We start from the raw sequence: 22,516 nt of genomic DNA, 5'->3' as shown, positions 1-22,516 counted from the left end.
CTGCTGATAATGAGTGCGCGCTCCACCCAAAAGAATGGCGAGTGGAGCGCTGGAATGTGCGCGCCTATATAGGCAAGATGCGTCTTTTCGCAATTGGAACAAACTGCTTGGCCGACCGCCTCTATCTCGATCACGCCGCGACCACGCCGATGCTGCCCGACGCGATCGCTGCGATGGCAACCGGCATGGGGCATTGGGCCAACCCGTCATCGCCGCACGCCGAGGGACGCGCGGCACGTGCGGCGCTGGAGGAGGCACGCGGCCGCATCGCTGCCGCCTATGGCTGGACCGGAGAGCTGATCCTGACCAGCGGCGCGAGCGAGGCATTGGCGATCGGTCTCGGGCGGTCGGTGGCCGAGCGGCGAGTCATCTCCGCGGTCGAACATGACGCGGCGATCCGCGCTGCGGCGGATGCGGCGGTGATTGCCGTCGATGCGCAGGGTGTGATCGATCCGGCATCGCTCGATGCCGCGTTGGAGACCCCGGGCCGCCCGGTCGTTGCGATCCAATGGGCGAACAGCGAAACCGGCGTGCGTCAGCCGATCGCGGTACTGGCCGAGACGGTACATGCTGCCGGCGGCCTGTTGCTGGTCGATGCGGCGCAGATGCCGGCTGGTGTCGATCCCGCCGTGGCTGAGCATGCCGATTTCGTGGCGACCTCCGCGCACAAGCGCGGTGGGCCGCCGGGGATCGGCGCGCTGCTGGTGCGCGATCTGGCGACCTTGCTGCCGACCGGCGGGCAGGAGCGGGGCTATCGGCCCGGGACGGAGAATCTGCCGGCCGCGCTCGGTTTCGCGGCGGCGCTGGGTGTACCGGAAGATATCGAGACGATGGCGGTGCTGCGCGCGAAGCTCGACGATGCCATTGCGCGGTCGGGTGGCATGGTGGTCGCGGACGGTGCGTCGCGGCATCCCGCGATCGGGTCGTATCGCTTGCCCGGCCTTGCGGCGGCGACGCAGCTGATCCGCTTCGACATGGCGGGCATCGCGGTATCGGCGGGAAGCGCCTGTTCATCCGGCAGCATGAAGCCAAGCCATGTGCTCGGTGCGATGGGCTGGAGCGTCGAGGCATCGCGCGAAGTGGTGCGGGTGAGTTTCGGCCGCGATACAAACGGGGCGGATATCAACCGTTTCATCGCCGAATGGCGCGGTGTGTCGCGTTCCGCGCGGGCGTTCGCGGCATGATCTATCTCGATTATCAGGCAACCACGCCGCTCGCGCCCGAGGCGTTGGCGGCGATGCTGCCCTGGCTGGAGAACCAGCACGCCAATCCGCATTCGGCGCATGTGCCGGGCAGGGCGGCAAAGGCAGCGGTCGAAGTGGCGCGGGACAGCCTTGCCGCGCTTTTGCCTGCCGGCGGAAAACTCGCCTTCACCAGCGGCGCGACCGAGGCGATCAACTGGGCGATCAAGGGCGTCGGTTCCGGCCGGATCGTCACGCTTGCGACCGAACATGCGGCAACGCTCGACACAGTCGAAGCGCTGGCTCGATCGGGCCGCGAGGTGGTCGTCCTGCCGGTCGGCGCGGATGGACTGGTCGATCTCGACGCGGCTCGTGCGGCGATCGTGCCGGGAACGGCACTGGTCGCCGCCATGCTGGTCAATAACGAGATCGGCGTGGTGCAGCCGATCGCCGAGCTCGCCGAGCTGGCTCATGCCGCGGGCGCGCTGATGCTGTGCGATGCGGTGCAGGGTTTTGGACGGCTGCTGATCCCGGCCGGCTGCGACATGGTCGCGGTCTCGGCACACAAGATCCATGGACCCAAGGGCATCGGCGCATTGTGGGTGCGGGACGGCGTCACGCTCGCGCCGCTGCTCCACGGCGGCGGGCAGGAAGTGCTCGGACGATCGGGCACCTTGTCGCCTGCGCTGTGTGCCGGTTTTGGCGCCGCGGCGCGGCTTGCGGTCGAGCGCCAATCCAATGACACGGCTCATGTCGAGCGCTTATGGGCCGGGGCGGTGGCGGCGTTTGGGCCGGGCTGGACGATCAATGGGACGGTCGATCAGCGCTATCATGGCAATCTTAATGTCGGCCGCGACGGCCTTGATGTCGCGCGCCTGATATCGTGCCTGCGCGACATCGCTTTTTCCGCCGGCTCCGCTTGTGCCAGCGGATCGGGCCGCTCCAGCCATGTGCTGCGCGCAATCGGGCTCAGCGAGACACAGGCGCGCTCGAGCATCCGGATCGGGTTTGGGCGATATACGACCGAAGCCGAGCTGACCGAGGCGATCGACCGCATCAATGGCGCCGCCGACGCACAACGGGTTGCGGCATGACGCTTGTCCGGTTCATCGCCATCGACGGATCGGTCATGGAAACGCGCGGCTCGCCCGGCGACCGTCTGCTCGATCTCGCCCAGGCTTATGGCCAGCCGCTTGAGGGTACCTGCGAAGGCCAGATGGCCTGTTCGACCTGCCATGTCATCGTCACGGCGGAGGACTTCGCCCGGCTGCCCAAGGCGAGCGAGGACGAGGAAGACATGCTCGATCTCGCCGCAGGCGCGACACGCACCAGCCGGCTCGCCTGTCAGATCTGGCTGGAGGAGGCGCTGGACGGTTTGACGGTCCGGATTCCCGGCGAAGCACGGAACATGCAGGGACGCTGACCGTTTCGATCCCGTGCCGACAACGGTACCTAGGAGAGAAGCCCATGAAATTCTTCGTCATGATCGCCGCCGGACTGCTCAGCGCCGCCGCGGTTGCCCCGACCGCTGCCGTTGCAGCCCCCGTGGCACCCGTCGCCGGCGTGCAGTCGCATGAGCGCGTTGTCGTCCGTGAGCGCACGACCACCCGCCGCCATTGGGGCAATGATCGCGGTCGCCACGGCTGGGGCACGCGCAAGGTGTGCAAGCGCACCTGGTATCATGGCCGCAAAATCAACCGTTGCCGCACGGTCCGTTACCGTCGCTGATCCCGGCTATTGATCACGCCGCCCGACTCTCCTATCTGCAGCACGGGAGTCGGGCGGACGTGGTCGTCGCCAACCCGGTCAGGTCCGGAAGGAAGCAGCCGCAACGATTTCGCCGCGGGTCGTTCCGGCTCCCACCTCAACCTCATTCGAACGGCGGCGAATAGTCGGTCAGGCGCATGGTGCGGGCCTCGATGCCGCCCATGATCGGCGCATCGGGCGATACAGTGTCACGCTTGATCTTGGCCCATTCCGCGTCGGCCATGAACGCTGCCCAGCGCGCGGTCATCGTCGCTTCATCGGCCCAGCGTAGCAGATAAACGAATTCGGGTTTGCCTTCATGATCGGCTTCCCAGGTTGCGACGATGTCGAAATCATATCGGCGCATGATACGCATCGCATGCTCGGCGAATCGCTTGTGGAAAATGGCCTTGCTGGCCGGATTCAACTGGTAGATGCGCATCTGGTAGAGCGGCTTTGCAACATCTTTCGCCGAAGCGCCGGATATCGGGGAGGCGATCACGGCGGATGCCACGAACCAAGCTGCGAGCCACTGGACCATATCGCGCTCCTCTTTCTCGTCGGCAATGTCGTCGATCGCGCTGGATCGGGTCAAGAGAGTGAGAATGAGCCTCGTTCTTCGACCGAACCCTTCGACATCGCGCGATCGCGCCCCTAGATAGATCCCAATGTCCGACTCCTTCGATCTCGACGAACCGCCCCAGCCTGCCAAGGCTGAGGTTTATCGCGTTCTCGCCCGCAAATATCGCCCGCAGACCTTTGCCGAGCTGATCGGCCAGGATGCGATGGTCACCACGCTTGGCAATGCCATCAAGCGCGGACGGCTGGCGCATGCCTTTCTGCTTACGGGGGTGCGGGGCGTCGGCAAGACCTCGACCGCGCGGCTGATCGCCAAGGCGCTCAACTGCATCGGGCCGGACGGTGAGGGCGGCCCGACGATCGATCCGTGCGGGGTGTGCGAGCCGTGCCGGGCGATCGCCGAAGGGCGCCATATCGATGTGATCGAGATGGACGCCGCAAGCCACACCGGTGTCGACGATGTGCGCGAGATCATTGACGCCTCGCGCTATGCGGCGGTGTCGGCACGCTACAAGATCTACATCATCGACGAAGTGCACATGCTGTCGAAGAATGCGTTCAACGCGCTGTTGAAGACGCTGGAGGAGCCGCCGGCGCATGTGAAGTTCCTGTTCGCGACGACAGAGGTCAACAAGGTCCCGGTGACGGTGCTCTCGCGCTGCCAACGTTTCGATTTGCGGCGGATTTCGGCGGAGATGCTGGGTGCGCATTTCGCTGCCGTTGCCGAAGCAGAGGGCGTCCAGGCCGAGCCCGAGGCGCTGGCGCTGATCGCGCGCGCGGCGGAAGGGTCGGCGCGCGACGGCCTGTCGATCCTCGACCAGGCGATCGCACATGCCGGGATCGAGGGCGGCGGCGTGAAGGCTGCCGCGGTGCGCGAGATGCTCGGCCTGTCCGATCGCGGCGCGGTGCGCGCCTTGCTCGGCGTGCTGCTGACAGGCGACGGGCTTGGTGCGCTCGCGGCGCTCAGGCGGCAATATGACCTCGGCGTCGATCCACAGGCGGTGATGCGCGCGTTGCTCGAGACGGTGCATGCGACGACCCTGGTCAAGCTCGGCACCGCGCCCGATGCGGGACAAGCGGTCGAGGAGCGTGAGGCCCAGGAGGAATGGGCGGGCGGCTTGTCATTCGCTGCGCTGCACCGGCTGTGGCAGCTGCTCCTCAAGGGCCATGATGAGGTGGCACGTGCAGCCCTGCCGATCGAGGCATGCGAGATGGCGCTGTTGCGCGTTGTCCATGCATCGACGCTGCCCGATCCGGGCGAGCTGGCGCGGCAATTGGCCGCGGGCGGCCCCGTGCCGGCTGCCGCTGCGGCGCCGGCAGCGCCGACACCCGTTTCGAGCGGGGCGAGCGGATCGTCCTTGCCCGAGAATTTCGTCGGCCTTGTCGGAATGCTCGACGATCAGGGCGAGGCGGCGCTGGCGGCGCGGCTCAGCCATAGCGCGAGCCTGGTGCGTTACGCTCCGGGTGAGCTCGTGCTCAGTTCGGCGCGGCCGATGCCGGCGGATTTCGTGCGCGAACTGACGCTGGAGCTGAAGCGGATCACCGGCAAGCAATGGCGCGTTTCTGCCGAAGACGTGCCGGGCGAACCGACGCTCAACGAAGTGAAGCTGGCGGCCGCGGCCGCGGAGCGCGCGGCAATATTGGAGACCCCGGTGGTGAAGGCAGCGTTCGAGGCATTTCCCGACGCGGAGCTGGACAGCTGGACAACAGAGATACGGAGTAACGAAGCATGAAGAGCATCGAAGACATCATGGCCATGGCGCAGAACGTCCAGGCCGAACTGGAAAAGGCGCAGGCCAATCTCGACACGATCGAGGTCGAGGGGGCGTCGGGCGGCGGGCTGGTCAAGGTTCGCGCCTCCGCCAAGGGGCGGATCATCGGCATCGCGATTGACGATTCGCTGCTCGTGCCGAGCGAGAAGCAGATGCTCGAGGATCTGATCGTCGCGGCGTTCAACGATGCGCGCGGCAAGGCAGACACCGCATCGAGCGGTGAAATGTCCAAGCTGACCAGCGGCATGTCGTTGCCGCCGGGGTTCAAGTTGCCCTTCTGATCCCGGAACAATCACATGCGGCGCGCCGTTCTCTTCCTGGTTCAGGGAGAGATGTGATGACTGAAGACCGTGTAACCGAAACCCCGCACACCACGATCATCGAGCGCCGCGGTGGCGGCGGCGGCATTCTGATCGCCGTTATCTTGCTGATCGCGGTCGCGATCGGCGCCTTCTATTTGTTCAACCAGGGCAAGAATGACGGCATCAGGACCGATGCGATCCAGTCGGCTGCGAAGGACGTCGGCGAGGGTGCCCAGAAGGTTGGTGACGCAGCACAGAAGGCGGCAGACAAGCCGGCGGAATAGGTGGTTGCAAACGGCGGAGGTTCCGGATGGCGGCTGTCGATGCCGCAAACTCGTCCGGTTAGCGCAAGCAGGCATCCAGCCCGTCGTTGCGCACCACGCCGACCCAGCGGGTGATCGAATTGCCGTGGCGCTTGGTGAAGCCGCGCGGGGCGATTGCGGCGCGTTTCTTGGGCAAGGGCAGGACGGCGGCGATCCGGCCCGCTTCGGCCGGGCTCAGGTCCGATGCGTCATGGCCGAAATAACGCAGCGACCCGGCGTTGACGCCGTAGGTGCCGATCCCGGTTTCGGCGACATTGAGATAGACCTCCATGATCCGCCTTTTCCCCCAGAGATTTTCGATAAGCACGGTGAAATAGGCCTCCAGCGCCTTGCGCGGATAGCCGCCACCCTGGATCAGGAAGACATTCTTCGCGGTCTGCTGGCTGATTGTCGATCCGCCGCGGATTCGACCGCCCTTGGCGTTGCGCTTATAGGCCTGCTCGATCGCAGCGATGTCGAAGCCGCGATGGGTGCAGAACCGGGCATCCTCGCCGGCGATCGCGGCGCGCGCCATGTTCGGGTCGATCTTCGCCAGCGGCATCCAGCCCTTGGTCACGCTGTGCCCGCCGATCATGTCGCCGACCATGGTGAAGGTGATCGGCGGCGCGACGAAGCGATAGAGGAGCACCCACAGGACCGAGACCAGCACGAAGCACAGGACGGCCTTGACGGCGATCGTGACAATGCGCCGGAACAGCGAATGACGTTTGGCGGACCGGCGGGCGGGGATGGGGTCACTCTCTTCGGCTGGCAAGGTCGTCGCGGCGCGCGTGATGCGGATCGGCGTGCCGGATGACGGTGCGGGATCGGTGTCCGGAAAATCGGGGCGTGTCGGATCAGTCATTACGCTAGCGGAATGCCGGATCACAGGCCGTGGGGGAAGGGGCTTCGTGCCGCACCCGGCCCCGGATCAACCCCCTCCCGCCCAGGATTCACGCACGGGCCGGGAGGGGAGATCGGTCAGGCGGCCGCCAGCATCCGCTTGTCGCCGGCAAGGCGCATCATGGCCTTTTGCAGCTTCTCGAACGCGCGCACCTCGATCTGGCGGACGCGTTCGCGGCTGACATTATAGACCTGGCTCAATTCCTCGAGCGTCTTGGGGTCGTCGGTCAGCCGGCGTTCGGTCAGGATATGCTTCTCGCGCTCGTTGAGGTCGCCCATCGCGGAGGTGAGCATTTCATGCCGCACATCGGCTTCCTGCGCTTCCGCCACGACGGTGTCCTGCAAGGGCGCATCGTCCTGCAGCCAATCCTGCCACTGGCCCTCGCCATCCTCGCGCATCGGCACGTTGAGCGAGGTATCGCCGCCCATCGACATGCGGCGGTTCATGCTGGTGACCTCTTCCTCGGTCACGCCCAGGTCGGTCGCGATCTTGGAGAGATGTTCCGGCGTGAGATCGCCATCCTCGAACGCGTCGAGCTTCGATTTCATGCGGCGCAGGTTGAAGAACAATTTCTTCTGCGCGGCGGTGGTGCCCATCTTCACCAGGCTCCACGAACGCAGGATATATTCCTGGATCGAGGCGCGGATCCACCACATCGCATAGGTGGCGAGACGGAAGCCCCGGTCGGGCTCGAATTTCTTCACACCCTGCATCAGGCCGATATTGCCCTCCGAGATCAGCTCGGACACGGGCAGGCCATAGCCGCGATAGCCCATCGCGATCTTCGCGACGAGGCGGAGATGCGACGTGACGAGCTGTGCCGCCGCGTCAGTGTCGCCATGCTCCTCAAAGCGCTTGGCGAGCATATATTCCTGCTCGGGCGCGAGGATGGGGAATTTCTTGATTTCCGACAGATAGCGGTTGAGGCTCGCCTCGCCGCCAAGGGCGGGGACCGTTGCTGGCACGTTGCTGCGGTTTGCCATGATCTGATCTCCCTTAATTATCGGTCCGTTACCTTGAAAAGGCTGCACGGACGCTGAACCGAATTAGACGCAGAGTGTATCGTACAGTTCCTGCATATCCGCAGGCATTTCGCTATCGAACGCCAAAGCGTTACTTTTCACTGGGTGAATGAACCCCAATCGGGCGGCATGCAACGCCTGCCGATGGAAATTCAGGGTTTCCAGAATTGCTCGATGAGCTTGTTTTGTTCTACCATAAACCGGGTCGCCAATCAAGGGGTGACCGAGCGACGCCATGTGCACGCGCACCTGATGGGTCCGACCGGTCTCGAGCCGGCACTCGACCAGCGCGGCATCCTTGAGCATCTTCAGCGTCGTGTAATGCGTCACCGCGCGCTTGCCGCCGGGCACGATCGCGACCTTCTTGCGGTTGCTCGGCGAGCGCGCGAGCGGCGCATCGATCGTGCCCTCGAGCCGGGTCGGGCGCCCTGAGACGATCGCCTTGTAGCGGCGGTCGATCGAGTGATCGTGAAACTGCCGGGCCAGCCCTTCATGCGCCCGGTCGGTCTTGGCCGCGACCATCAGCCCCGACGTATCCTTGTCGATGCGGTGGACGATTCCCGGCCGTGCGACCCCGCCGATACCAGAGAGATTGCCCGCGCAGTAATGCAGCAGCGCGTTGACCAGCGTCCCGTCCGGGTTGCCCGCCGCGGGATGGACGACCAGCCCGGCCTGCTTGTCGATCACGATCAGATATTCGTCCTCGTAAACGATGTTGAGCGCGATCTGCTGCGCTTCGTTATGCGACGGCGTCGCATCGGGAACCGCCACAGTGAACACTGTGCCGCCGACCGCCTTGCGCGCTGGGTCGCGGATTAGTGCGCCGCTGGAATCACTTACCGCGCCGGAGGACAACAGCGCCTTCAGCCGCTCGCGCGACAGGGTCGGCACCGCTTCGGCAAGCGCGCGATCGATCCGCCAGCCATCGGCCTCGGTCGAGATGCGCGCTTCGATGATGGAAACCCCCGAACTCATGTTCTAGCGATGTGGGCATGGGAATCGCGATTTCAAGCACTCTCCTGCATAGACTGCTAAACGAGGCGCGCGCCTCGCCGGAGGCGGAGATTTGCGGGCTGCTGTTCGGCTCGTGCGAAAGGATCGAGGGCGCCGAGGCGGCTGCCAATGTCGCACCCGACCCGGCGCGCCGGTTCGAGATCGATCCCGCCGCCCTGTTCGCCGCGCATCGCGCCGCACGCACCGGCGGGCCGCGGATGATCGGGCATTATCACTCGCACCCGTCGGGCACGCCGATCCCCTCGGTGCGCGATGCCGAGGCGGCGATGGGCGATGGCGCCTATTGGCTCATCCTGACCGGGGACGAGGCGCGGTTGTGGCGGAGCGTCGCGGTCGGCGCATTCGAGCCGGTCGCGCTCGAACAATTTTGATTCGGGCGATGGTGTATCGGGCCGGCGGACGGGACGCGGGCAATTTCGGGCGGGATTAAATGGGCCCGTCGTCGCGCCAAATTCCCGCAGTGACGGGAGTTCTGCGGGAAAATGCTTTTTTGGGGGTGCTGCGGGACTCTGCGGGAATTTCTGCGGGAATTTTGATGGAGCGATACGGGAGTTTTTCGCATGCGCTGCGGGAAAATCGGGAAATGGCCGGGGTGGGGGTCATGATCTGCTGACTCGGTCTGTTCGATGCAAAGTATCTGGCGAAGAGCAAGGATGACGAAGCCGGATTGCGATTTGAATCGAGCCATACATGTGGTCGCGACGGGGAGCGCGGCGGCGGCGACTGGCGGTGCAGTTATTGGGGCACTGTTCTGATGCAGACATGAACTGAGGACCGGGTCGGTTGTCTCAGTTCGCGATACATCCGATATGACCGCGATTGTCGTGCTTTCCGGGATTTTCATCTTGTGGCCCGGCGTGGAGAGGCATGTACTCTCACTTGGGGCTACCGAGTCGCGGACGCGAAGCTTCAGCAGTCGGACAGTGATAAACGCGCATTATCAGGGCTTCGTGCGCGAAAATGCGATGGCAAAATGGCCTTTGCTTGCATTGTTGGATTTCAAATGTTCTTTATTTGTTCGGAGCGATGCGCGTCAGCTAACGGGAAACGAAATATGGTTCGCAAATCCACGATTGTTCTGGTGGCAACAGGAGCCGCGATCGCAGCGGGACTAACTGCGCTCAGTGGCATGGCCGGTGCGTCGGAGGCGATCAACTATACCTATGATGCCAAGGGACGGTTGGTGAAGGTCGAGCGCTCGGGCACGGTCAATAATGGCGTGGTGACCAATTACACTCTCGACAGGGCCGACAACCGCAAGAACGTCAAGGTGACTGGCGTGCCGTAAGCGTGCTCGCGGACGGCAAGCAGTAGCGTCATATCTTTCGAACAGGGAAATCTCACATGATGAACTCGGCTAATGTCAAGCGTCGGCGGTTGCGTATGCGCCGGGCGGTTCTCGCACTTTCAACAATTCTGGGGTCAGGGATGGCAGTTCCGGCTCTGGCACAGACCGACGTTCCGACGCTTCCCGCCAGACAGGTTGTGGATCGAAACAATGTGAACCTCGCGACGGGGGCATTAAATGTTTCGGACCTTGCGATCACCATTGGAACAAATCAGCGTGGCCTGTCCTTCGCGCGACAATTTGTGCAGGGGAGCTCCTGGACGGACTCGACACGCTACGCGCTCTACAAAGTTGCAGGATCAACTTCGGTTGTAGCTTCTGTCGGCATGCGATCGATCGGTTTTGACGTCGCGGGAGGAGTATATACGAACAGCGATGGCGGCCCCGAGACACTGACCGGAGGATCTGGTTCCTACACGCTTACACTGGGAGATGGCACAGTGATCGCTCTGTCGGACAGTCCGTTCGACCATAGCGCTAGCACGTTTCGCTATTTCACCACCGGAACCCTCGCGGTGGCCACCACGATCACCAAGCCGGATGGCGAGGTCCTTTCCTTTTATTACCGCCAGTTTCTTACCGTTTTGGGTCCACTGCGAAGTATGCTGAGGCTCAAGACGCTTACGTCGTCCAACGGTTATGCGCTCAAGGTAGAATATGCTGCAGATAGAAATTTGGTTCCGTCAAAAGTCTATCTGATCAACATGGGAAGTGAGTATTGCGACCCCGTGGCAGATAGCTGCACATTGTCGGGTGCGTGGCCTACACTTGTTTTTGGAACGAGCAGTACGACCGATTCTCTTGGTAAAACGACGCAGTACTCAACAAATTCAGGGAGAGTTTCGAGTATTCGTAGGTCTGAAAGCTCGATTGATAACATAACGGTTGCCTACGATGGAGCGGGAAATGTTTCATCCATCGTGGCCGACGGATTGACATGGGGCTACGTCTTCTCTTCGTCGGGTAGCACGATGACTGCAGTCGTCACTAATCCTGACTCATCGACGCGCACTGTTGTCTCTGATGTAACAGTTGGTCTTCCGACTTCGGTGACAGATGAGTTGGGTCATATCACCAGCTATAGTTATGATACGAAAGGAAGGCTTAAACAGGCTGTCGCGCCAGAAGGAAATAAAATTCAATACAGCTATGATGCGCGTGGCAATGTCGTTCAAGCGTTAAAAATCGCCAAGCCGGGCTCTGCTATACCTGATATCGCGACCGCCGCGACTTTCGATGCGACTTGCTCGAATGTCAAAACATGCAATCAGCCGATTACGACAACCGACGAACGCGGCGCCATTACCAATTATGGCTATGATGCCGGGACCGGATTCGTTGCTGCCGTAACACTTCCGGCCGCAACCACCGGCGGCGTCCGACCAGAGACGCGATATGGTTATACAGGTATTTATGCCTGGTATAAGAATAGCGCTGGCGCAATTATTCAGGCGACAAACCCTATTGCATCATTGACGTCTGTCTCTACCTGCCGGACCACTGCATCATGCAGTGGTGGTGCGGATGAGGCAAAGACATTTATCGCTTATCAACAGGGTTCGTCTAGTGCGCCAAGCAACATTCTTCCAGTAGCTAGAGGCAATGGTGCAGGCGACGCCTCGCTGGTTGCGACGGTCGTCGCAGGCTATGACAATATAGGTAATATTACCAGTGTCGATAACCCGCTCCCGGGTAATGCGGATACCGTCTACTATCGTTACGATGCTAGGCGCGCGCTGATCGGTACAATCTTTCCGGATCCTGACGGAACTGGCGCACGCAAGCGGCGCGCGACAAAGATGACCTATAATGCGGATGGTCAGGTAACAATCGGCGAGAGCGGCACGGTAAATGGCGTGACCGACCCGGATTGGGCGGGGTTCGTCTCGGCTCAACAAATCACCAGCAGCTATGCCAATGGTCGCAAGGTGAAAGACGTTCTGACGGCGGGCGGCGCCATTTATGGTGTGACGGAATATGGCTATGATGCTCTTGGTCGGCCGGACTGCACTGCCCAACGCATGAATAGCGCGACTTGGGCGACGTCGCTGAGTTCGGCTTGCGTACCAGGTGTCGCGGGGAGCGGAGGCGCCGATCGGATCACCAAGACCAGTTATGATGCTGCCGGCCGAGTGACGAAAACGCAACGCGCTTATGCCACGGGCGATCAGGGGGATGACGCGACTGTCAGCTATACCGATAATGATCGAGCTGCGACGCTGACTGATGCCGAAGGAAATAAAACAACTTACGAATATGATGGATTCGATCGCCTGCTGAAGACGCGCTATCCAGTGACGACGGCAGGCGCCGGCGTCAGCTCGTCCACGGACTATGAGCAGCTTGGCTATGATGCGGCCAGCAATGTGACGAGCCGGAGGCTGAGGGACGGGACTTCGATTGCGTTCAGCTATGACGCGCTGAGCCGGGTGACGCTGAAGGATCTGCCGGCATCCGAGGTCGATGTCAGCTACACTTATGATCTCCTCGGCCGGGCGACCCAGATACAGAAGGGGAGCGTGCAACTCAGCCTGACCTATGACGCGCTGGGCCGGCTGCGATCCGAAGGGCAACCTTACGGAACGATGACCTATGACTATGATCTGGCGGGCAGGCGGACCGTATCGAACTGGGGTGGCGCCGATTATGTCAATTATGATTATGACGTGACCGGCAATGTGACGGCGATCCGGCAGAATGGCGCGACCTCCGGCGCCGGGGTGCTGGCGACTTATGCTTATGACGACCTGGGGCTGCGCACGAGTCTTACGCGGGGTAACGGGACGACCACGAGCTACGCGCTCGATCCAATCTCGCGATTGTCGTCACTCACGCAGAATCTTTCTGGGACGGCTAATGATCTGACGCTGGGATTCGGCTATAATTCGGCCAGCCAGATTGCCGGCACGACGCGTTCGAACGATGTTTATGCGTGGCGCGGGGCGGTCAATGCTGATCGGACCTATACGGTCAACGGCCTCAATCAGTTAAAGACATCGGGCTCGGAGGTGTTGGGATATGACGCACGCGGCAATCTGACCAGCTCGGGTTCGACGGCTTATGCTTACACCTCGGAAAACCTGTTGAATGGAGCAAGCGGGTTCAGCGCATATTATGACGGGCTTGGCCGTCTCTCGGGCTATAGCGCGAGCACCTCGACCCGGTTCCTCTATGATGGTGGCAATATTGCTGCCGAGTATGATCAAGTCGGCACATTGCTGCGGCGCTATGTCTATGGTCCTGGCACCGACGAGCCGATCGCGTGGTATGAAGGGTCGGGCTTGAGCGATCGGCGCTGGCTGCATGCCGATGAGCGCGGCAGCGTGATCGCGGTGACTGATGGCACGGGTGCGTTGATCGGCGCGAACACTTATGATGAATATGGTATTCCGGGATCAAGCAATATCGGTCGGTTTCAGTATACTGGCCAAGCATGGTTGTCGGAGATCGGCCTCTATTATTACAAGGCGCGGCTCTATTCCGCCACCCTTGGTAGGTTCATGCAGGCCGATCCGATCGGTTATGATGACGGCGTCAACTGGTATAATTACGTTGGTAGCGATCCGATTAATTCCGTTGACCCGGAAGGAACGGTGTATTGCACTGGATCGAAGATTTCTCGGTCAAGCTGTAATAGTGGTGGAACTACTCTTACTACATATGGAGGAAGCTGGGTTTGCGATAACTGCTATAACGGTGGATCGCCAATTGTTGGCGGTGATGTGGTGGTAAGTTTGGCGAATTATGTATTTGTACGCAGTGGATTTTCTGCAATGAATAATTTATCCACCATTGCCTGGGTTGGGCCTGGTCAGGTAATTATGTCAAAGGATACTCAGGCTAAGCCTCAAGACCCAAAAATAATACCACTTACAGCTAAGCAGAAAGCTTGCTTGAATTCGAAAGGAATCACTGCAGCGGGGGGAGCGATAGCTTTTACTGGCGCGGGCCTTGCAGTGGTTGGTATCGTGCCGACGCCGATATCGCCATTTGCTTTGAGTGCAGGCACTGTGACCAGATGGGTGGGCAGTGGCATTGCGCTATATGGTTGGTGGAGTACATTGAAATACTGTAACTAAGGATGTGATGTGTCCCACATTGGATATAAAATACTGGCGATATTTTCTTTCATAATTTCTATGATTTCTGCGTTATTTATTGTTTTATTTAATTATTCAATCATTGTTATTGCATTTGTGTTTATATTTTTGGTATTTAGTATTATTGGAAATATGCTATATAAATTATCTATTAAAAGATAGAAGAATTTCTGGAGTTACAGAGAATGTAAACTCGATAAATGTCAGTATGGGGATGTGCGATTTATGCGTCGTTGATACTTTTAATAAATTAATTATTTCGATATTTACTTGGTGCGTTCGTTCATAAAAAGATCTTTTTGGTTTCATTTCCAAAAAATACAGGGGGTCCGGCTCCAGAGTCTAAGGAGATGGGGGCATGATATATGTCTCTGTTATGGTGGATGAGCCGGGCGTGATGCTGGCCAGGCTTGCTGCGTTCTCGATCGCCTGATCATACCACAGCATCCGCAGGATATCGTCGGGACGCAAATGCCGGGCCGCAGCTCGACGACGAATTCCGCTCTATATGCTGCGCGTCGATTGCCGCGCCGGCGTCGGGCAACATCCGGGAACGCCTAGCCAATCCCGAATACCATTTTCCGCGAGGATGCGGGTGTCGTTTTTTCGCTTGTCTTACGCTATTTTTATGCGAGAACAAAAAGAGGACAGGCGGATCGATCGGGGGCGGGGAAGATGCGGATCATTGCGGCGGGCCTGACCCTTTTCTTGATCGGCGCGACGCCCGCGCCATCGGCGCCGTTCAAGCAGTTCGTCATCGCGACGCCGTCCATCGGCGCGGTGGTGGAAGTGACGCCGGGCCAGGAATTCTACGTCGAGACGATCGTGGAGGCCCAGCCGGCCTATCGGCTTTCCCGTCCTTTCAAGAGCAGCATGGCCGGCGGTATGGGGTTGCCGTTCGGCTTTGCGATCGACGAGACCTTGCTCGTCTACAAGGGGAAATCGCAGGATCAGCAATGGTCCTATTATGTCCCGCAAAATGGCGGCTTTCGCGCGTATCATGGCTTGCTCGGCAATCTGATCCATCCCGGCGACACGGTCGGTCTGCGCATCGACAGCGGCGGCAACAAGGAATGGTTTGTCGATCTTTCCGTTCACTATGGCATGCCGACGATCTGGAGCCGTCCGGTGAAGGAGAAGGATCCCGGGCTGACCTTGGTGGAAGGACCGGCGCCTGATTTGAAAAATGCCGAAATGCGGCGGCTGGTCTATCTCGGGGTCGAGCAGGGGCGCATGCGCATCCGCTATGAATGGATTCAGCATGGCTATGTCCCGCAACGCGATGAGTTCAGCTTTCCGGTCGATCCACAGGGCCGCGGCCAGGGCGGTGTCAAAGGCGCGGAGTTTTCGGTCGTTGCGGGTGCGGTGAAGGCGAAGTTCGTGGTGACAAAGGGCATTTCCGATGCCGTACCGGTTCAGCCCCGGCCCGAACCTGAATCGGAACGCGCCATTCCGGCCGCCTGACCTGCCGTCGCCAGGTCGCCATTCGTGCCGTGTTGAGCATCAGGGATGGCTAGTGGGCGTCCGCACGGGCCGGCTGCATGCATGAAAGTCGCGTCCGGCCGATCTCACCCGTCGGCAGGCCGCAGCGATGAACGGGCGCCATGGGTTGCGCACAAGGGCTCGCGTCGCCAGAAGGGCGATCAAGCCATTATTCCCGAAAGCGGATTTATACATGACCATCAGTCCGGTCGATTTCGCCAGCCTGCTCTGCTCGCGACTATGCCACGATCTGCTCAGCCCGGTCGGCGCGCTCAACAACGGGCTTGAGCTGCTCGCCGACGAGCATGACCCGGAGATGCGCCAGCGCTGCCTGGAATTGCTCAACGAAAGCGCGCGTGCCTCGGCCAACAAGCTGAAATTCTTCCGGCTTGCCTTTGGCGCTGCCGGCGGATTCGGCGAAACGGTGGATTCGCGTGAGGCGCGGGCGGCGATCGAAGGGCTGTTCAGCGACAATCACCGCGTCAAGCTCGGCTGGCTGGTCGAGGACGCGACCTTGCCCAAGCCGGCGATCAAGGCGCTGCTCAACCTGGCGCTGATCGCGGGCGACGCGCTGATCCGCGGCGGGCAGCTTGATGTCGGGGCGGAAAGCGTCGCCGGGCAGGTCGAGATCGTCGTGCGCGCCGATGGGCCGCGCATCGTGCTCGACCAGGAATTGCGCAACGCCCTGACCGGCGCGACCGGGGATGCGATCATCACCCCGCGTGCGGCGGCCGCCTATCTCGTCCATGCGCTGGTCGCCGAGGGCGGCGGCAAGGTGCAGGTGTCGGATCCAGCGGATCCGGTGCTGTTGTTCGGGGCATCGTTCAAGGTTGGCTAGGGCGCTGTCGGGGTGATTTGAGCTTGCCAAGCGGCGTCAGACGCCGCCGCACGCTCCGTCGATCCGCGCTTGCCAGGCCTTCGCACCGGCAGGCGAGGGATGCACGCCGTCGAACGTCTCCTGCGATGTCAGTCCGGTAACGAATACCCCGCCGCGTGCTTTTGCGAGGTGACGCAGGACGTCATTCATCCGCTCCGCCGTCGTGCGGTCCCTGTCCTTGAGCGGCGTGATACCGACAATGATCGGCTTGCCGGGCCATAACCCGATCAGTTCGGTCGTCCGGGCGGTCCAGGCGTCAAGGCCGGTTCCGTGGCGCAAATCATTGACGCCGACCGCGAACACGATTTTCGATGGCCTGGTCAGGGCGATCGCGGACTCAGCGAAATCGACCAGATCGGTGGATCGCGCGCCGCTGATCCCGGCATTGATCGCCGTGAGGCCGCACAGCGGTGGCAGCGCCTGCATTTCGACGATGCTGTCGCCGACCAGCAGCATCTGGCCCGGCCCGGCCTGACGGGCGATTGTCTGCATCACCCCCAGCCGGCGTTGTTCATAAACGTCGCCCCGGCCGTGACGGCCCAGCATGAAGCCGGCCAGGGCGGCGACGGAGATGGCCAGCAGCACCATGAGAATTTTTGCCGTGTTGGTCATCGGCCCGGACAATAACGCCTCTTTAACTGCTTTTATACCATGGTCCGGCCGCAGCCGCGCGGGGACACATGGACGATCTGCTTCAAGAATTTATCGCCGAGACGCGAGAGACGCTGGAAGCGCTTTCCGGTGAGATCATTGCGTGGGAAAGCGACCCTTCAGACCGTAACCGGCTCGATGCGATTTTTCGCTTCGTCCATACGGTGAAGGGAAGCTGCGGCTTTCTCGATCTGCCGCGGCTTGCCCGGCTCAGCCACGCCGCTGAGGATGTGCTGGCGGCGGTGCGGTCGGGCGCGCGCGAACCCGATACCGCGCTGGTCAATGCGGTGCTCGCGATCGTCGACCGGATCGGTGAGATCGTCGAGGCAATCGATGCCGGCGCGGCGCTTGACGATACCGGCGAGGATTTGCTGATCGCGGCGCTTGACCAGGGAGACCAGGGGGCGGCATCGGTGGTCCAGGCGTCGATCCCGGTGGCGCAGCGTGCGCCATCGCGCAGTGTGCGCCTTAATGTCGACCTGCTCGACCGGATGATGTCGGGCATGTCCGACATGGTGCTGGCGCGCAACGAACTGGCGCGCCGCTTGCGCGATGACGGCGCCGACCCGGCGGTCGAGGCGGCGCTCGAACGCCTGTCGCTGACCGTCGCGGAAATGCGCGACACTGTGACCCGGACGCGCATGCAGAAGATCGACGCGCTGTTTTCCGCGCTGCCGCGGATGGTGCGCGATACCGCGGCGGAACTGGGCAAGTCAGTAACGCTCCATGTCGAGGGCGCGGACGTCGAGCTCGACCGCGAAATGATCGAGATGATGCGCGATCCGCTCGTCCATATGGTGCGCAATTCGATCGATCACGGCATCGAGACGCCGGTGCAGCGGCGCGCGCTGGGCAAGCGCGAGAGCGGCCGGCTGACGGTCGCGGCGCGGCAGTCGGGCAATCAGATCATCATCGAGATCAGCGATGACGGCCAGGGCATCGATACCGACCGGCTGATCGCCAAGATCGCCGGGACCGGCCGTTCGGAACGCGAGCTGCGCGCGCTGAGCGACAAGGCCAAGCTCGATCTGGTGTTCGAAGCCGGGCTGTCGACCAAGGACGAAGCGACGTCGATCTCCGGCCGCGGCGTCGGCATGGATGTGGTGCGCGCTAATATCGAACAGATTGGCGGCCGCATCGATCTCGACAACAGCCCGGGCCGGGGCCTGCGCATCGCCATCCATGTGCCGCTGACCCTGTCGATCATCTCGACCATTGGCGTCGGCGTCGGCGATCAGCGGTTCGCGATTTCGCGCCAGGCGATCGAGGAAATCGTGCGTGTCGGCGGCGATGCGATCCGCATCGACATGCTTGGCGATACGCCGGCGGCAACGGTGCGCGAGCGGCGCATGCCGCTGGTCGACCTGACCGGGACGCTCGGCATGGCCGCGGCGCACACACCGCCGTCGATGCTGGTGATCGTCGGGGTGGTCGGCGGCAGCTATGCGCTGGCGGTCGATTCGGTGCTCGATCATGAGGAGTTGGTGATCAAGCCGGCCGCACCGGCGGTGATGGCAACCGGGCTTTATGCCGGACAGACATTGCCCGACAGCGGCCTGCCGATGCTGTTGCTCGATTGCACCGGCATCGCCTCTGCTGCCGGGCTGGCCTTCCACCGCGAGATTTCGGCCGATGACGATGAGCCCGAAGTGATCGAGGCCGAGCGCCCATCGGCCCTGCTGTTCGACGATCTCGACGGCGTTCGCCGCCTGGTACCCTTGTCAGTGATCGACCGCGTCGAGCCGGTTTCGGCCGATGCGATCCGCTTCGCGGCGGGCCGATTGCGGCTCTCGATCGACGGCCGGATCATTCCGCTGGCGACGCAAGGGGACATCGGCAACCGTCTCGACGTGTCGGTACTGCGGCTGCGCGACGGCGCGATGGAGATCGGTTATGCGATCGCCGATGCGCTCGACATCGTAATCTTGCCCGACACGATTGCGGCGGCGCGCGACGTTGGGCCGGTGGCGGGCGTGGTGGCGCTTGACGGCGAACAGATCGAACTGCTCGACGTGCACTGGCTGTTCGCGACGCATGGCGAGGAGCATGACCAGGAAAGCCCGCCTTTGTGCCTGATCGATGGTGCGGATACGGTGTGGATGACCACCTTCCTGAAGCCGGCGCTGGAAGGGGCCGGATACAAGGTGGCGACAAAGCTCAAGCCGGGCGAGGCCGCCGCGGTGGTCCTGACCATGGACAGCGGCGCGCCGGCGCAGATCGGTACAGCGCCGGTGGTGCGCCTGCGCCAGGATCGCTCCGCGAACGGCGCGAATGACGACAGCATCTATCGCTACGACCGGGGTGCGCTGCTCGCCGCGCTGGCTGAAAGAGCAGGAGGGCGCGGCCGATGACTCAATTATTCCTGATTGCGCATATCGCCGGCCGCGCGGTGGCGATCGAATCCGGGCAAGTCGAATCGGTTGTCGATATCGGCGACGTGATTCCCGTGCCGCGCGCCACGACGCAGGTCCTCGGCCTGGCCGCGCTGCGCAGCCGCGTCGTGACGGTAATCGATACCCGCGCCGCACTGGGCGTGGCGCCCGCCGCGGTGCCGGCCACGCGCGCGATCATCACATTAGCAGACGGTCATCATTATGCCGTGCTGGTCGATTCGCTGGAGGATGTCGCGCCGTTCGATCTTGCGCCCTTGTCGTCGGGCATCGTCCTCGATGGCGGGTGGCGTGCGACCGGATGCGGCATTGTCGAGCGCGATGGGGAGGCGATCCTCGCGATCGACCTGCGCGCGCTGATCCCCGGGCTGAACGCGCTGGCGGCGTGAGTGCCAGTTGCCGATTCTTACAAATTAACGCGACGCTTACGGGTTTCCGTCAAACTGGGACGTGAGCGGGACAGGATGTGCACATGAAGACGTGTCTGGTGGTTGATGATTCGAAGGTGATCCGCAAGGTCGCCCGGCACATTCTCGAAACGTTGAACTTCAACGTGTCGGAGGCCGGCGACGGCCGCGAGGCGCTCGATTCCTGCCTGGCCTCAGCGCCCGATGTGGTCCTGCTCGACTGGAATATGCCAGTGATGAGCGGGATGGATTTCCTGCGCGCACTGCGCGACAGCGCCGTGACGCACCGGCCCAAGGTGGTGTTCTGCACGACCGAGAACGGCATGGCGCATATCCGTGCCGCGATTGAGGCCGGCGCCGACGAATATGTGATGAAGCCGTTCGATCGCGAGACGCTGGAAAGCAAGCTCCAGATCGTCGGCATGGCCTGACGCGGCCGCCGCCATGCACAGCCCGCCCATCGAGGCCCAGCCGCCCCGTGCCGATGCGCGCGGCGCCGGCCGCGTACCCCGCATCCTGATCGTCGATGATTCGGCCGTCGCGCGCGCGGTGATCGGCCGCATGATCGAGGGCAGCCGCCGTTTCGCGGTGGCCGGATCGGTGCCCAATGCGCAGGCCGCCATGGCCTTTCTCAAGACCAATCACATCGATGCGATCCTGCTCGATATCGACATGCCGGGAATCGATGGTCTCACCGCCTTGCCCGACCTGATCGCGCTGAGCAGCGGGGCGAAGGTGCTGGTGGTTTCATCATCTTGTGATGAGGGCGCCGCCGCGACGGTCCAGGCGCTGGCGCTGGGTGCAGCGGATACGCTGGTGAAGCCGGGCGTCGGCACCTTTGCCGGCCGCTTTGCCGAGGTGTTGGCCGACAAGCTGACACGCCTGCTCGAGATCGACGACGTCGCGGTCAACGTGATGCCGACCGTGTCGGCGCGGAGCGAGAGCGGCGGTTTCGACATCGTTGCGATCGGGGCGTCGACCGGCGGCATTCATGCGCTCAGCCTGTTGCTGCGCGAGATTCCGGTCAGCTTCCCGCTGCCGATCCTGATCACCCAGCATCTGCCCGAATCCTTCATGCCCTATTTCGCGGCGCAAGTGGCGGTGCTCGCCGGGCGCCCGTGCGAGGTCGCCACCGATTGCTTGCGCATTCGCCCGGGCCGGGTGGTGATTGCCCCGGGTGACGGTCATCTCCGGCTGGTCAATCTCGGCGAGGGGACTGCGGCGGTTCGTCTGACACGTGAAGCGGTGAAAAGCGGATGCATGCCCTCGGTCGATCCGATGTTCGAAAGCCTGGCCGAGGTCTATGGACCGCGCGCGCTGGCGATCGTGCTGAGCGGCATGGGCCGGGACGGCAGCGAGGGCGCGAAGCGGCTGGCCGACGCCGGTGGCTGCGTCGTCGTGCAGGATCAGGCGAGTTCGGTCGTGTGGGGCATGCCCGGCGCGATCGCCAGTGCGGGCGGCGCCAATGCGATCCTGCCGCCGGACGAGATCGGTCGCCTGATCGCGATGCGGCGGCGGCCCTGATGCTGCTGCCCATGCCCCCCGGTCCTCGCTCGGCCACGCCCTTGTCGTCCGTCCGGCCGACCGGCGCGATGCATATCTTTGCCGCCTTGCTTGAACAGCGCACCGGGCAGCAAATTGCGGCCAATCGCGAATGGCGGATCGAAACCGCGCTGAAACCAGTGCTGCGCGAACGTGGGCTGACCACGCTCGATCAACTCGCCGGCGCGATCGTCGACGGACGTGATCCGCTGGTCGCCGACCAGGTGGTCGATGCGCTGCTCAATCAGGAAAGCTCGTTCTTCCGCGACGCGGCGGTGCTCGACATGATTCCCCCGGCGCTCGACGTGATGCGCGCCGAGAGCCCGGGACGGCGCCTGCGCGTCTGGTCCGCCGGTTGCTCGATGGGGCAGGAGCCCTTGTCACTGGCGATGCTGTTCGCCGAGCAGGAAGATACAAAAGGCGTACAATCGCCCGAGATCGTCGCGACCGACGTGTCGGAAAGCGCGATTGCGCGCGCGCGCGCCGGGCGTTTCTCGCAATTCGAGATACAGCGCGGCCTGCCCGTGCGACGCATGATGCGCTGGTTCGATACGGTTGGTGAAGATTGGGTCGCCCGGACCGATCTGGTCCGCCGTATCTCGTTTCGCCGCCTCAACCTCGTCGCCGATCCGCTGCCGATCGGGCGTTTCGATGTGATCCTGTGCCGTAACGTCCTGCTGTATCTCTCGCCAACGCTGCGCACCCAGGTGCTCGACCGCCTTGCTCAGGTCATGCGGCCGGGCGGTTTGCTGGTGCTCGGTGCGGGCGAGACGGTGATCGGCCAGACCGACGCCTTCCGGCCGTCGCCGGACTATCGCGGCCTGTATGAACCGACCGGCGTCATGCCCTGCAGTGTTGCTGCGCGCGCCTGAGAGCGGTTTACTTTACCGGTCTCTC

22 protein-coding genes and 1 other RNA gene are annotated in these 22,516 nt (G+C 62.5%); 18 read left to right on the top strand and 5 right to left on the bottom strand.

Features of this window, described 5'->3' with window-relative positions; translation table 11 throughout:
• Positions 1-107 precede the first annotated feature (107 nt).
• From ACRECS_RS15920 to ffs, 5 genes are all read left to right on the top strand, one after another.
• Positions 108-1,184: a cysteine desulfurase family protein gene (locus ACRECS_RS15920; protein ID WP_431583929.1), complete on the top strand. Its 1,077-nt coding sequence runs from the start codon at positions 108-110 to the stop codon at positions 1,182-1,184.
• The gene (locus tag ACRECS_RS15915) at positions 1,181-2,275 is read left to right on the top strand and encodes a cysteine desulfurase family protein (RefSeq protein ID WP_431583928.1); all 1,095 of its coding nucleotides are present in this window, start codon (positions 1,181-1,183) and stop codon (positions 2,273-2,275) included. The genes ACRECS_RS15920 and ACRECS_RS15915 overlap by 4 nt, the downstream gene beginning before the upstream one ends.
• Positions 2,272-2,604, top strand: coding sequence for a 2Fe-2S iron-sulfur cluster-binding protein (locus ACRECS_RS15910; RefSeq protein ID WP_431583927.1), 333 nt, complete (start codon positions 2,272-2,274; stop codon positions 2,602-2,604). The genes ACRECS_RS15915 and ACRECS_RS15910 overlap by 4 nt, the downstream gene beginning before the upstream one ends.
• A 44-nt stretch (positions 2,605-2,648) precedes the next feature.
• Positions 2,649-2,909, top strand: coding sequence for a hypothetical protein (locus ACRECS_RS15905; RefSeq protein ID WP_431583926.1), 261 nt, complete (start codon positions 2,649-2,651; stop codon positions 2,907-2,909).
• Positions 2,910-2,950: 41 nt separating this feature from the next.
• Positions 2,951-3,048, top strand: an RNA gene (ffs, locus tag ACRECS_RS15900) — signal recognition particle sRNA small type.
• A gap of 3 nt (positions 3,049-3,051) precedes the next feature.
• Here ffs and ACRECS_RS15895 read toward each other — a convergent pair.
• Complete coding sequence (locus ACRECS_RS15895) at positions 3,052-3,639, bottom strand: NIPSNAP family protein (RefSeq protein ID WP_431583925.1); 588 nt, start codon at positions 3,637-3,639, stop codon at positions 3,052-3,054.
• On the opposite strand from ACRECS_RS15895, the gene ACRECS_RS15890 reads away from it, so the two are divergent.
• The 3 genes from ACRECS_RS15890 to ACRECS_RS15880 are packed head-to-tail and all read left to right on the top strand — an operon-like array spanning position 3,596 to position 5,864.
• Complete coding sequence (locus tag ACRECS_RS15890) at positions 3,596-5,239, top strand: DNA polymerase III subunit gamma/tau (RefSeq protein WP_431583924.1); 1,644 nt, start codon at positions 3,596-3,598, stop codon at positions 5,237-5,239. The genes ACRECS_RS15895 and ACRECS_RS15890 overlap by 44 nt on opposite strands.
• Positions 5,236-5,559, top strand: coding sequence for a YbaB/EbfC family nucleoid-associated protein (locus ACRECS_RS15885; RefSeq protein ID WP_431583923.1), 324 nt, complete (start codon positions 5,236-5,238; stop codon positions 5,557-5,559). Before ACRECS_RS15890 ends, ACRECS_RS15885 begins: the two co-directional genes overlap by 4 nt.
• Positions 5,560-5,615: 56 nt before the next feature.
• Positions 5,616-5,864, top strand: a complete 249-nt coding sequence (locus tag ACRECS_RS15880; protein ID WP_431583922.1) for a hypothetical protein — start codon at positions 5,616-5,618, stop codon at positions 5,862-5,864.
• Positions 5,865-5,922: 58 nt separating this feature from the next.
• Here ACRECS_RS15880 and mtgA read toward each other — a convergent pair whose 3' ends face one another.
• The 3 genes from mtgA to ACRECS_RS15865 form a co-directional block, all read right to left on the bottom strand.
• Positions 5,923-6,747 (bottom strand): monofunctional biosynthetic peptidoglycan transglycosylase, encoded by an 825-nt coding sequence (gene mtgA / locus ACRECS_RS15875; protein WP_431583921.1) that lies wholly within the window; start codon positions 6,745-6,747, stop codon positions 5,923-5,925.
• Positions 6,748-6,863: 116 nt separating this feature from the next.
• A complete protein-coding gene (rpoH, locus tag ACRECS_RS15870; RefSeq protein ID WP_187763268.1) occupies positions 6,864-7,769 on the bottom strand; it encodes an RNA polymerase sigma factor RpoH in 906 nt (301 codons plus the stop codon).
• 63 nt (positions 7,770-7,832) lie between these two features.
• Positions 7,833-8,783, bottom strand: a complete 951-nt coding sequence (locus tag ACRECS_RS15865) for an RluA family pseudouridine synthase (RefSeq protein ID WP_431583920.1) — start codon at positions 8,781-8,783, stop codon at positions 7,833-7,835.
• A gap of 17 nt (positions 8,784-8,800) precedes the next feature.
• Here ACRECS_RS15865 and ACRECS_RS15860 point away from each other — a divergent pair, with 17 nt between their 5' ends.
• The 5 genes from ACRECS_RS15860 to ACRECS_RS15840 all read left to right on the top strand — a co-directional run bounded on the left by ACRECS_RS15860 (position 8,801) and on the right by ACRECS_RS15840 (position 16,590).
• Positions 8,801-9,193: a Mov34/MPN/PAD-1 family protein gene (locus tag ACRECS_RS15860; RefSeq protein WP_431583919.1), complete on the top strand. Its 393-nt coding sequence runs from the start codon at positions 8,801-8,803 to the stop codon at positions 9,191-9,193.
• 683 nt (positions 9,194-9,876) lie between these two features.
• Complete coding sequence (locus ACRECS_RS15855) at positions 9,877-10,110, top strand: hypothetical protein (RefSeq protein WP_431583918.1); 234 nt, start codon at positions 9,877-9,879, stop codon at positions 10,108-10,110.
• A 56-nt stretch (positions 10,111-10,166) separates the two neighbouring features.
• Positions 10,167-14,249, top strand: a complete 4,083-nt coding sequence (locus ACRECS_RS15850; protein WP_431583917.1) for an RHS repeat domain-containing protein — start codon at positions 10,167-10,169, stop codon at positions 14,247-14,249.
• 696 nt (positions 14,250-14,945) lie between these two features.
• Positions 14,946-15,734, top strand: a complete 789-nt coding sequence (locus ACRECS_RS15845) for a hypothetical protein (protein WP_431583916.1) — start codon at positions 14,946-14,948, stop codon at positions 15,732-15,734.
• 211 nt (positions 15,735-15,945) lie between these two features.
• Positions 15,946-16,590, top strand: coding sequence for a histidine phosphotransferase family protein (locus ACRECS_RS15840; protein ID WP_431583915.1), 645 nt, complete (start codon positions 15,946-15,948; stop codon positions 16,588-16,590).
• A 36-nt stretch (positions 16,591-16,626) separates the two neighbouring features.
• Here the strand turns inward: ACRECS_RS15840 and ACRECS_RS15835 are convergent, their stop codons facing one another.
• Positions 16,627-17,253, bottom strand: a complete 627-nt coding sequence (locus ACRECS_RS15835) for an SGNH/GDSL hydrolase family protein (protein WP_431583914.1) — start codon at positions 17,251-17,253, stop codon at positions 16,627-16,629.
• A 56-nt stretch (positions 17,254-17,309) separates the two neighbouring features.
• Between ACRECS_RS15835 and ACRECS_RS15830 the strand changes: the two genes are divergently transcribed.
• The 5 genes from ACRECS_RS15830 (at position 17,310) to ACRECS_RS15810 (ending at position 22,491) form a co-directional block, all read left to right on the top strand.
• Positions 17,310-19,631: a chemotaxis protein CheA gene (locus ACRECS_RS15830; RefSeq protein WP_431583913.1), complete on the top strand. Its 2,322-nt coding sequence runs from the start codon at positions 17,310-17,312 to the stop codon at positions 19,629-19,631.
• Positions 19,628-20,059: a chemotaxis protein CheW gene (locus ACRECS_RS15825; protein ID WP_431583912.1), complete on the top strand. Its 432-nt coding sequence runs from the start codon at positions 19,628-19,630 to the stop codon at positions 20,057-20,059. The genes ACRECS_RS15830 and ACRECS_RS15825 overlap by 4 nt, the downstream gene beginning before the upstream one ends.
• Positions 20,060-20,142: 83 nt before the next feature.
• The gene (locus ACRECS_RS15820; RefSeq protein ID WP_431583911.1) at positions 20,143-20,508 is read left to right on the top strand and encodes a response regulator; all 366 of its coding nucleotides are present in this window, start codon (positions 20,143-20,145) and stop codon (positions 20,506-20,508) included.
• 13 nt (positions 20,509-20,521) lie between these two features.
• On the top strand, positions 20,522-21,601 hold the full coding sequence (locus ACRECS_RS15815) for a chemotaxis protein CheB (RefSeq protein ID WP_431583910.1): 1,080 nt from the start codon (positions 20,522-20,524) through the stop codon (positions 21,599-21,601).
• Positions 21,602-21,669: 68 nt separating this feature from the next.
• Positions 21,670-22,491 carry a CheR family methyltransferase gene (locus tag ACRECS_RS15810; protein ID WP_431583946.1) on the top strand — a complete coding sequence of 274 codons (822 nt, stop codon included), beginning with the start codon at positions 21,670-21,672 and terminating at the stop codon, positions 22,489-22,491.
• Positions 22,492-22,516 lie beyond the last annotated feature (25 nt).

Origin of the sequence: Sphingomonas sp., assembly GCF_050725575.1 — a bacterium.
Taxonomy (GTDB): domain Bacteria; phylum Pseudomonadota; class Alphaproteobacteria; order Sphingomonadales; family Sphingomonadaceae; genus Sphingomonas.
The sequence above is the reverse complement of the archived record's forward strand: the minus strand, read 5'-3'. Positions and strand labels throughout refer to the sequence as shown.